The 10420-nt window shown below is 74.6% G+C and carries 10 protein-coding genes and 1 other RNA gene; 6 read left to right on the top strand and 5 right to left on the bottom strand.

Annotated elements, in window-relative coordinates:
• Positions 1-107: 107 nt before the first annotated feature.
• Together ACFV9H_RS40430 and ACFV9H_RS40425 are read right to left on the bottom strand one after the other, a co-directional pair.
• Positions 108-749, bottom strand: coding sequence for an HAD-IA family hydrolase (locus ACFV9H_RS40430; RefSeq protein WP_385408825.1), 642 nt, complete (start codon positions 747-749; stop codon positions 108-110).
• Positions 750-787: 38 nt separating this feature from the next.
• A complete protein-coding gene (locus tag ACFV9H_RS40425; RefSeq protein WP_385408823.1) occupies positions 788-1870 on the bottom strand; it encodes a hypothetical protein in 1083 nt (360 codons plus the stop codon).
• 364 nt (positions 1871-2234) lie between these two features.
• Here ACFV9H_RS40425 and ACFV9H_RS40420 point away from each other — a divergent pair, with 364 nt between their 5' ends.
• Genes ACFV9H_RS40420 through ACFV9H_RS40410 form a run of 3 tightly spaced genes read left to right on the top strand, consistent with a single transcriptional unit; the run spans position 2235 to position 5184 of the window.
• Entirely contained in the window at positions 2235-3092 is an 858-nt protein-coding gene (locus ACFV9H_RS40420; RefSeq protein ID WP_385408821.1) for a Nif3-like dinuclear metal center hexameric protein, read from the top strand.
• Positions 3089-3832, top strand: a complete 744-nt coding sequence (locus ACFV9H_RS40415) for a zinc ribbon domain-containing protein (RefSeq protein WP_385408827.1) — start codon at positions 3089-3091, stop codon at positions 3830-3832. Before ACFV9H_RS40420 ends, ACFV9H_RS40415 begins: the two co-directional genes overlap by 4 nt.
• Complete coding sequence (locus tag ACFV9H_RS40410; protein WP_385408819.1) at positions 3832-5184, top strand: bifunctional RNase H/acid phosphatase; 1353 nt, start codon at positions 3832-3834, stop codon at positions 5182-5184. The genes ACFV9H_RS40415 and ACFV9H_RS40410 overlap by 1 nt, the downstream gene beginning before the upstream one ends.
• Positions 5185-5243: 59 nt before the next feature.
• On the opposite strand, the gene ACFV9H_RS40405 is transcribed toward ACFV9H_RS40410, so the two are convergent.
• Positions 5244-5582 (bottom strand): hypothetical protein, encoded by a 339-nt coding sequence (locus ACFV9H_RS40405; protein WP_385408817.1) that lies wholly within the window; start codon positions 5580-5582, stop codon positions 5244-5246.
• A 68-nt stretch (positions 5583-5650) separates the two neighbouring features.
• Positions 5651-6052: RNase P RNA component class A (rnpB, locus tag ACFV9H_RS40400), an RNA gene on the bottom strand.
• A gap of 78 nt (positions 6053-6130) precedes the next feature.
• Here rnpB and ACFV9H_RS40395 point away from each other — a divergent pair.
• Both ACFV9H_RS40395 and ACFV9H_RS40390 read left to right on the top strand, forming a co-directional pair.
• Positions 6131-6865: a MerR family transcriptional regulator gene (locus ACFV9H_RS40395; RefSeq protein WP_385408815.1), complete on the top strand. Its 735-nt coding sequence runs from the start codon at positions 6131-6133 to the stop codon at positions 6863-6865.
• Complete coding sequence (locus ACFV9H_RS40390) at positions 6862-7701, top strand: hypothetical protein (RefSeq protein WP_385408813.1); 840 nt, start codon at positions 6862-6864, stop codon at positions 7699-7701. Before ACFV9H_RS40395 ends, ACFV9H_RS40390 begins: the two co-directional genes overlap by 4 nt.
• Here the strand turns inward: ACFV9H_RS40390 and ACFV9H_RS40385 are convergent.
• Complete coding sequence (locus ACFV9H_RS40385; protein ID WP_385408811.1) at positions 7691-9133, bottom strand: RNB domain-containing ribonuclease; 1443 nt, start codon at positions 9131-9133, stop codon at positions 7691-7693. The two genes, ACFV9H_RS40390 and ACFV9H_RS40385, sit on opposite strands and share 11 nt — an antisense overlap.
• A gap of 221 nt (positions 9134-9354) precedes the next feature.
• Here ACFV9H_RS40385 and yaaA point away from each other — a divergent pair, with 221 nt between their 5' ends.
• Entirely contained in the window at positions 9355-10158 is an 804-nt protein-coding gene (gene yaaA, locus ACFV9H_RS40380; protein WP_385408809.1) for a peroxide stress protein YaaA, read from the top strand.
• Positions 10159-10420 lie beyond the last annotated feature (262 nt).

The raw sequence follows: 10420 nt of genomic DNA, 5'->3' as shown, positions 1-10420 counted from the left end.
GCGCAAGTACGTCCAGTACGAGCCGCGGTCCTCCGCCTTGCGATGCACCGCACCGAACACCGCGCCCCGGCAAACCTTTCCGGCCACAGCACTAGTAAGGCCCGCGGTCAGTTCAGGAAGCCGAGCGCGCCGCGCAGATCGGCCGGCTCGCGGTAGTGCACGCCGGTCATCCCGAGCGCCGCGGCCGCCTCGACGTTCTCCAGGCGGTCGTCGACGAACAGGCACCGCTCCGGGGCGGTGCCCGCCCTCCCGGCCGCGATCTCGTAGATCCCGCGGTCCGGCTTGGCCACGCCCACCCGGGCGCTGCTGACGACGTGGTCCGCGAGGTCCGACAGGCCCAGCGCTGCCAGGTCGTCCTCCAGTTGGTGGGTCGCGTTCGTCACCAGGACCAGCACGAGCCCCGCCGTCCGGGCCGTGCGCAGTACGGAGACCACCGCCTCGTCGGCCGCGAACGGCGCCTGCGCGAAGGCCGCGGCCAACTCCCTAGCCGTCTCCTCGGGTATGCCGCCGCCGTCCACGAGCGCGACGACGACGGAGGCCACCCAATCCGGGACGGTGATACGACCGAGCAGGAGCGGGCCGTCCAGCTCAGGGCTGAAGGCCGCCGCCGCCGTGGTGCCCACGGGCAGTCCGGCGGCCCGTTCCAGCTCCGCCAAGCGGGTCGTGTCGTAGAAGCGGATCACATTGTCGAAGTCGCAGAGCACCGCGTCGAAGGGCCTGCGCGCGGCGGATTCCCGAAGAGTCGTCACCCGGACTGACTATCACGGCGACGACCGGGCGAGCTCCGTCAGCGCGTCGGGACACCCAGGGCCTGCTGGAGCGGGACCGGCCGGGGCGCGGCGGCCGCGGCCGGCGGCGGATCCAGCCGGACCGGTGGGGGCGGGGCCGCCGGGAGGGTCATCCCGAGGATTCCGCAGGGCGCCTCCGGGGTCGCGTACGGGAGGTGCAGGCGGCCCTCGGGGGTCCACAGGCCCGTGCCGCCGAGCCAGCCCGCCGGGGCGCCGAGCCGGAAGACGTGCCGGTCGGCGGGGCGCCACAGGGCGAGGCCGGCCTCACCCACCCGCAGCGCGACCCCGCAGGTCTCCGGCATCAGGGCCTGGCCCGGCTGCACCGCGAACGGGGTCGCCTCCTCCTCCAAGCGCAGGCACTCCGGGAAGCGCACCGGGCGGGTGCTGCCCAGCACCCCCCATCCCAGGCGCGGTTCGCCCGGGGCGTCGGAGCGGATCAGCAGCAGCCCGCTGTCCGGGTCGGCCAGCAGCAGCCGGTCGTCGCTGGCCTCGGCGATCTGGAGCAGCGGGGACACCTCGCCGCCCCGCCCCAGATCCACGGCGACGGCCTTGACGGTGCCCTCCAGCTCCCGGTCCAGGGCGAGCAGCCGGCCCGCCCGGTCCAGCCAGACCCCGCCCGAACACCGGCCGGGAACGCGGGCCACCTCACCGAAGGCGCCGCCCGCCACCTGCCACACGGTGGTCCCGGAGTCGCTCACGGCCAGGGCGAAGGCGCCGAGCCCGTCCGGGCACGGCGGGAGCAGCCGGACCCGTAGCCCTTCCTCCGCCTCCACCGAGCCGAGCTGGAGCTCGCCGGTCCGGGGCCCGGCCTCCGCCCCCGTCGGGTACAGCAGCGCGAAGGCGTGCCGGTCCGCGACCCGACGGTGGATCAGCACCCGCCCGTCGGTCAGCGCGAGCAGCTCGCTGTCGGCCTCCTCGGGCTGCGCGAGCGGCAGCGGCACCGCGTACGCCTCGGCCCCGGCCAGGGTCCAGCGCTCCGCGTAGCGTGCCTCGCCCTCACCGGCGAGCCGGGCGGCGTACGAACCGTCCGCGGCGATCGCGAACGGAGCCGTGGTCCTCACATCGATGGCACAGACAGTCATCCGGGCCGTCACCTCCGATGAGGAAGCTAGTTTTCGCACTTCCTGCCGAACAACACCACCAACTCCGCTTCACACATACGGGTGTCCGGGTGGCGATTCGCCTGTGGTCGAGGAGGCGATTGTGCTGTGCGATATCGGGGCGTTTAGGGGGCTCCGCCCCCGCACCCCCGCGGACGGCATCAGCCAAATCCAGCCCCGCCGGCGTTTGAGGCGTGGGGGTCCCCCCGGACGGAGTCTGGGGGAGGGTCTGGGGCGGAGCCCCAGGGAGCCCGGGCGCGGCCGGGGGCGCTTGCGCAGCGGTGTCGTAGCCGTCGACCAGGCCGGTAGGCCATGGGGCGGTCGCCCCGGACGGTAGCCTTGGCCTGTGCCCCGTCTCTCTGAAGTCATCGCCGCGCTGGACGCTCTCTGGCCCCCCTCGCGGGCCGAGCAGTGGGATGCCGTCGGCACCGTCTGTGGCGACCCCGATGCCGAGGTCTCCCGGGTGCTGTTCGCCGTGGACCCCGTACAGGAGATCGTCGACGAGGCGGTCAAGCTGGGCGCCGACCTGGTCGTCACCCACCACCCCCTCTACCTGCGCGGCACCACCACCGTCGAAGCCGGCACCTTCAAGGGCCGCGTCGTGCACACGCTGATCAAGAACGACATCGCGCTGCACGTGGCCCACACCAACGCCGACACCGCCGACCCCGGAGTCTCCGACGCCCTCGCCGGCGCCCTGGACCTGCGGATCACCGGCCCGCTCGTGCCCGACCCGAGCGACCCCGCCGGCCGCCGGGGCCTGGGCCGGCTCTGCGAACTGGACCACCCCGAGACCCTGCGCGAGTTCGCCGCGCGCGCCGCCGCCCGGCTGCCGCGCACCGCGCAGGGCATCCGCGTCGCGGGCGATCCCGAGGCGGTCATCCGTACCGTCGCCGTCAGCGGTGGCTCCGGCGACAGCCTCTTCGCGCAGGTCCGCGCCGCGGGCGTGGACGCGTACCTCACCGCCGACCTGCGCCACCACCCGGTGTCCGAGGCCCGCGAGCAGAGCCCGCTCGCCCTCGTCGACGCCGCGCACTGGGCCACCGAGTGGCCCTGGTGCGAGCAGGCCGCCGCGCAACTCGACGCGATTTCCGAACGCCACGGCTGGGGCCTGCGTACCCACGTCTCGCGCACGGTCACCGACCCCTGGACGGTGCACGCGCCGTCCGTCACCTCACCTTCTACCTCTGGAGCCCCCAACTGAACGCCGAGCCCGCCGACCAGATCCGACTTCTCGACGTCCAGGCCCTGGACGTCCGGCTGTCTCAGCTCGCCCACAAGCGCAAGTCGCTGCCGGAGCACGCCGAGGTCGACTCGCTGACCAAGGACCTCAGCCAGCAGCGCGACCTGCTCGTCGCCGCGCAGACGCAGGCCAGCGACGCCGCCCGCGAGCAGACCAAGGCGGAGCAGGACGTGGACCAGGTGCGCCAGCGCGCCGCCCGCGACCAGGCGCGACTGGACTCCGGCGTGGGCGTCTCGGCCCGGGACCTTGCGAACCTGCAGAGCGAGGTCGTCTCCCTCGCCAAGCGGCAGGCCGACCTGGAAGACGTCGTCCTGGAGGTCATGGAGCGCCTGGAGGCCGCGCAGGAGCGGGTCACCGAGATCACCGAGCGCGTCTCCGCGCTGGAGGCCAAGCTGACGGACGCCACCGCGCGCCGGGACGCCGCCACCGGTGAGATCGACGCCGAGGCCGCCAAGATCGCCAAGGACCGCGAGGTCATCGTCGGCTCCATGCCGGCCGACCTGATGGCCCTGTACGAGAAGATCCGCGTCAAGCAGGGCGGGGTCGGCGCCGCGCGCCTTTACCAGCGCCGCTGCGAGGGCTGCCGGCTGGAGCTCGACATGGCCGAGGTCAACGAGATCAAGGCCGCCGCCCGCGACCAGGTCGTACGCCACGAGAACTGCGGTCGCATCCTGGTCCGTACGGCCGACTCGGGCATCTGATGCCGCGGCATGTCGGGTTCGTCGTGGAGGCGGACGGCGGCTCCCGGGGCAACCCGGGGCCCGCCGGCTACGGCGCGGTCGTCCTCGACCCGGCGACGGGGGAGACGCTGGCCGAGCGCGCCGAGTTCATCGGCGTCGCGACGAACAACGTGGCGGAGTACAAGGGGCTGATCGCGGGCCTCAAGGCGGCCCGCGAGCTGGCCTCCGACGCGCGGGTGCTCGTCCGGATGGACTCCAAGCTCGTCGTCGAGCAGATGTCGGGCCGCTGGAAGATCAAGCACCCGGACATGCGGCCGCTGGCGGCGGAGGCGGCGAAGATCTTTCCCGCCTCCCAGGTGACGTACGAGTGGATCCCGCGCGAGAAGAACAAGCACGCGGACCGGCTCGCCAACGAGGCGATGGACGCGGGCAAGCGCGGCAGGCAGTGGGAGCCGTCCGCCTCCAGCGCGAGCCTCGACCACTCGGCGGCCCGCTCCTTGTCGACCCCGCCGCCGTCCGGCCCGCCCGGAGACGCCACGGCGGGGGCCGCGGCCGTCCGAGCGGCGCTCGCCTCCTCCTCCCGTACGTCGGCCACCGCGTCGGCGCTCGCGGACGCGGGGGCCGACACCCTGTTCGCGGAGCCCGAGCCGGCCGCGGCGGGACGCATCCCGTCCCCGGCGGAGGGGCACGGCCAGGCCGCCGGAGCGGCGACGGCCCCTGCCGTCGGTACCGGGTGGGGGCCCGACATGGGGGCGCCCGCGACGTTCGTGCTGCTTCGGCACGGCGAGACCGCGCTCACCCCGCAGAAGCGGTTCTCCGGGAGCGGGGGCACCGACCCCGAGCTGTCCCCGGTGGGACGCCGCCAGGCGGCGGCCGTCGCCGAGGCCCTCGCCGCACGCGGCACCGTGCAGGGCATCATCGCCTCCCCGCTGCGCCGCTGCCGCGAAACCGCGCAGGCGGTCGCCGACCGCCTCGGCCTCGACGTCACCGTCGACGACGGCCTGCGCGAGGTGGACTTCGGCGCCTGGGAGGGCCTGACCTTCGCCGAGGTGCGGGAGCGCTTCCCGGACGACCTCCAGGCCTGGCTGGACTCCCCGAAGGCGGCACCCACCGGCGGCGGCGAGAGCTTCATGGCCGCCACCCGCCGGATCTCGGCGACCCGCGACCGCCTGCTGGCGGCCCATGCCGGCCGGACGATGCTGCTGGTCACCCACGTGACCCCGGTCAAGATCCTGGTCCGCCTCGCCCTGGGCGCCCCGCCGGAGGCCCTGTTCCGCATGGAACTCTCCGCGGCCTCCCTCTCGGCGGTGGCCTACTACGCGGACGGCAACGCCTCGGTACGGCTGCTGAACGACACCTCGCACCTGAGGTAGGCCGGGCCCCCGCCACCGGCGTTCCGGCGGCGGGGGCGACGCTGCTCACCGCGTCGGCATCAGGGTGCGGGCTTGAGGTGGCCGAGGGCTTCCACGGACTTGCCCAGGGCGCGGGCCATGTTGTGGGCGTCGGCCTGGGCGGACCGGATCTTGCCGCTCGCCTCCCGCGTGTACTGGCGGGGGAGCCGTACGTCGTCCGTGGTGGCCCAGTCGTCGTCGCGCGCCTCGATGTGCCGGGCCAGGTGGAGCAGCGCGTCTTCGAGGTTCCGGGCGAGGGCGAGCAGGCTCTCGGTCACGGAAGCGACGTCGGCGAGGCCCGCGTAGGCGCCACGGGGGTCGGAGGTCGCCTCGGCGAGGTCACGTATGAGCGCGGCTGCGGCCGCGGGGTGATCGGTCATGGGTGCGAGCGTGCCCCATGACGCGCCCCTCCGGGGGGTGTTCGCGACACCCCGACGGAGTGGAAAGGCAGACGAGCCGGCCTGTACGCCGGGTTCTGTCACCCGGTGACCTCGCGGTCGCCGGGGAGACGGCCATCCATCTAGGACCGGTGTTGCCACCGGCCTCGTGCGGTCTACCCGCGAACTCGGGCGAGCAGCCCTCGATCGTCCGCGCAGACCCGTCCGAAGACGGATCCTCTTGACCTTGCTCCGGGTGGGGTTTACCTAGCCGCCTGAGTCACCTCAGGCGCTGGTGGTCTCTTACACCACCGTTTCACCCTTACCGAGGGCCGAGGCCCCCGGCGGTCTGTTTTCTGTGGCACTGTCCCGCGGGTCACCCCGGGTGGGCGTTACCCACCACCCTGCTCTGTGGAGCCCGGACGTTCCTCGGCGGGATCCGGGGATCCCGACGCGGCCGCCCGGCCGACTCGTCTGCCGTGGTGGCCATGTTACCTGCGGCGAACGTCGCGCTTGACCTTGACGCAGCGGCAGGGTTTCTACTGGGGGCCATGCGGATCGGAGAGATCGCCGCGCTCGTCGGGCTCACGACCCGGGCGATCCGGCACTACCACCATGTCGGGCTGCTCCCGGAGCCGGAGCGGCGCCCCAACGGTTACCGGGCCTACGGCGTCCGCGACGCCGTCCTGCTGGCCCGCGTACGCCGGCTCACCGAGCTCGGGCTGAGCCTCGACGAGGTGCGGGACGTCCTCGCGGACGACGCCGGGCGCGAACTGGTCGACGTACTGGAGGAACTGGACGCCGACCTGGCCCGGCAGGAGGCCGAGATCGCCGAGCGCCGGCGGCGGCTCGCCGTGCTGCTGGCCGCCGGGCCCGGGGGCGCCGAGCCGCTGTCGCCCGCGCTCGCCGCGCTGCCGGCGAACGCGCCGGAGACCGCATCGCGTTCCGCCGCGATGGACCGCGAGCACCTGGAGCTCCTCGACGCCTCGGGCGCGGGTGGCGAGGAGCTGTACGCCGCGCTCGGACCGTTGGCCGCCGATCCCGCCGTGCTCGCGCTGTACGAGCGGCTGGACGCCCTCGCCGACGCCCCGACCGACGATCCGCGGATCCCGGGACTGGCGGCGGAGTTCGTGGCGGCCGTGCCCGACGAGGTGTTCGCCTCGGTCCGCGCCGACGGGGCGGTCGTGTCCGGGTTCCAGGAGGCGCTGCTCGCCGAGTACGCGCCCGCGCAGGCGGAGGTCGTCCGCCGGGTGATGGAGGCGTTCATGAAGAGGGGCAGGGGATGAGCGGGATACGGGTGGCGCGGATCGGCGTTCTCGCCGTCGTTCCGGCGGAGCTGGTGCTCGTGGTGTGTCTGGCCGCCGGGGTCCGGCTCCCGGGGTGGGCCCTCGCCCTCGCCGAGGGCCTGGTGCTCGGGGTGCTGCTGCTGGAGGTCGGGGTGTTCGTCCGGCTCTACGCGGCCGAGCGCGGCCGCGGCGCGCGGCGCGGGGACGCCGGGCGGGCGGCCGTGCGGGCCGTCGTGCCCGTGCGGGTGCGACGGCTGCTGGCGCACGAGCTGCGGGCGGGCGCCTCCCTCGGGTGGTGGGCCCTGCGGCGCAAGCACGGTGTGCGGGCCGGGGACCTCGCCGCCGGGTACACGGCGCCGCAGACCGCGATGATGTACGGGATGCTCTTCGTGTCGGTGATCGAGACCGTCGCGCTGTCCTTCCTCATCCCCTGGCCGGCCGTGCACCGGGTGGTGCTCGTCCTCGACGTCTACGGGATCCTGATCATCCTCGCCCTGCACGCCGCCTGCGTCACCCGGCCGCACGTGGTGCGCCCCGACGGGTCCCTGCGGATTCGCTACGGGGCCCTGTTCGACCTGGTGGTGCCGCCGGACGCGGTGGCCTCCGTACGCGTGGACCGCCGCTACCCCGAGGGCCGGCTGGTCACCGTCTCCGAGGAAGGGGTGCTCGACCTGATCGTCGGCAGCCAGACCACCGTGACGCTGGAGCTGACCGGCCCCCTCCCCTTCACCCGCCCGCTCGGGGCCAGGGGAGAGGCGCGCGTCGTCCGCTTCCACGCCGACGACCCCGGGGCGCTGGTCGCGGCCGTCAAGGCGGGCAGGGCCGTCACGCGGTAGCGAAGAGGATCTTCGCCGTCCCCGGGTCCGCCTGCGTGAGGCGGACCCGGACGCGCTCGCCCAGCGGCAGCTGCTCCCGCTCGGACTCGACGCGGCCGACCACCGCCGGCTCCTCCAGGTGGACCGTGCCCACCAGCGGCTCCCGGTCCATGACGTCGATCACCGTGGCCTCGAAGGTCTCCCCGACGCGGTCCTTCAGCACGGCCGCCTCGACGAGGTCCACGGACTCCCGCTCGGCCGTGTTCGCCAGCCGGGTGCCGTCCGACATCCGCTCGGGGAGCTCCGCGAGCCCGTCCACCGCCCACCGCGGGGGCTCGGCCCCGGCCGCCGCGGCCACGCACAGCTCGCCGCAGTACCGGTCGACGAGCCGCCGCAGGGGCGCGGTGCAGTGCGCGTACGGGGCCGCCACCGCGGAGTGGATCGCCGGGTCGGGGGTCTCGCCGCCGGTGAAGACGGTGTAGCCCGCGCCGCGCAGCAGGGCGGTGCACTCCTGGAGGAAGGCCGCGTGGGCGGGGCGGTGCGGATCGAGGGAGCGGACGAGTTCCGCGTACGGGACGTGGTGCGGCCAGTCCACCCGCAGGGCCTTCGCCGCCCGCCGCAGCTTGCCGACGGCGCCGTCGGGGGCGTTCGGCAGGGTGCGCAGGATGCCGGCCCCGGCGGCCAGCATCAGGTCGGCCGCCGCCATGCCGGTCATGAGGGAGATCTGGGCGTTCCAGCCGTCGGCGGGCAGCGGGGCGCGGTAGGCCAGGGCGTACGAGCCGTCCTGTACGACGATCTCCTGCTCGGGCACGTTGAGGGAGATGCCGCCGCGCTCCCGTTCCAGGGCCTCGCGCAGCCGGCCGATGTCCTTGAGGAGGGCGAGCGGTTCCTCCGCCGCACCGGAGTCGATGGCCTTCTGGACGCCGTCGTAGTCGAGCTTGGCCCGGCTGCGGACCAGGGCGCGGCGCACGTCGGTGGTCTCGACCCGGCCGTCGGCGTCCAGGTCGAGCCGCCACAGCAGGGCCGGGCGGGTCTGGTCGGGCAGCAGGCTGGCCGCTCCCTCCGAGAGCACGGCCGGGTGCAGCGGGACCTTCCCGTCGGGGAAGTACAGGGTGGTGACCCGGCGGTGGGCCTCGGCGTCGAGGGCGCCGCCCGGGGTGACGAACGCGGCGACGTCGGCGATGGCGTAGTGCACGCGGTAGCCACCGGAGGATCGTTTCGCCAGGTGCATGGCCTGGTCGAGGTCGACCGAGGTCGGGGGGTCGATGGTGAAGAAGGGGATGTCGGTGCTGTCCAGCTCGGGCAGGCGCGGGTGCACGGCCGCGTGCTCGGCCTCGGCGAGGACCGCCGCCGGGAACTCCCCGGGCACCTCCAGCTTCGTCCGCAGTTCACGCAGCGCGGCCCGCAGGGCAGCCCCGTCTGCGCCGGTCATGTGCATCTGACGGCGTGGCATGGGTCGAGCCTAGGCCCTGGCCGCGCGGTTTGCGCGGTTCGGCCGGTTTTGCCGGTTCGGCCCGCTGGGGGCGGGGCCGTACTCGCGCGGTTCGGCGACGCGGCGAGTTCGCCGTGCCGGCCCGGGGATGCCCGCGTAGATCGTCCGGGCGGGGTCGGCGAGCCGTCTACCCTGGCGAGGGGCCGCATCCCCGCGTCGTGTCGTATTGAAGGAGAACCACCGTGCTCGTGCTGCTGCCGCCGTCCGAAGGAAAGGCCGCCGGCGGCTCCGGCGCACCCCTGAAGCCGGAGACGCTGTCGCTGCCCGGACTGGCCGCGGCCCGCGCGGCGGTGCTGGACGAGCTGGTCGAGCTGTGCGGGGCCGACGAGCTCAAGGCGCGCGAGGTGCTGGGCCTGAGCGAGGGTCTGCGGGGCGAGGTGGCGAAGAACCTGGAACTCCGGTCGGCGGCGGCCCGCCCGGCGGGGGAGATCTACACGGGCGTGCTGTACGACGCGCTGGGCCTGGCCGACCTCCCGGAGGCGGCCCGGGGCCTCGCGGAGCGTTCGCTGCTGGTCTTCTCGGGGCTGTGGGGCGCGGTGCGGATCGGCGACCGCATCCCGTCGTACCGCTGCTCGATGGGCGTGAAGCTGCCGGGGCTGGGGGCGCTGGGCGCGTACTGGCGGGGGCCGATGGCGGAGGTCATGCCGGAGGCGGCCGGGGACGGGCTCGTACTGGACCTGCGGTCGGCGGCGTACGGGGCGGCGTGGAAGCCGAAGGGCGAGGTCGCGGGGCGGACGGCGACCGTGCGGGTGCTGCATTCGCAGGTGGTGGACGGGGTCGAGAAGCGGTCCGTGGTGAGCCACTTCAACAAGGCGACGAAGGGCCGACTGGTCCGGGACCTGCTGCTGGCGGGCGCCGTGCCGGGTGGGCCGGGCGAGCTGGTCGACGCCCTGCGGGACCTGGGCTACGTGGTCGAGGCCGAGGCCCCCGCGAAGCCGGGCAAGGCGTGGTCGCTCGACGTGGTGGTCACCCAGATCCACCACTGACCTCCCGGTGGGGGTCGGGCCGGGCGGGTGCGGGCTCCGGGGGCTCGGCCCCCGCGCCTCAATCGCCGGCGAGGCTGGGATGGCCCCCCCCGGGCGGGGTGTCGTGGCCCGGCTGGTGGGGCTCCGCCCCACACCCCGCGCCTCAAACGCCGGCGAGGCTGGGATGGTCCCCCGGGCGGGGTTTCGCTCCTCGGGCCGGTCCGCGGTGTCCCTCCGGGGCGTCTCCTCGTCCTCGCGCACTGAGGGTCATCCCGGCTGCTGA

Source organism: Streptomyces sp. NPDC059874, assembly GCF_042731135.1.
Lineage (GTDB): Bacteria > Actinomycetota > Actinomycetes > Streptomycetales > Streptomycetaceae > Streptomyces.
The sequence above is the reverse complement of the archived record's forward strand: the minus strand, read 5'-3'. Positions and strand labels throughout refer to the sequence as shown.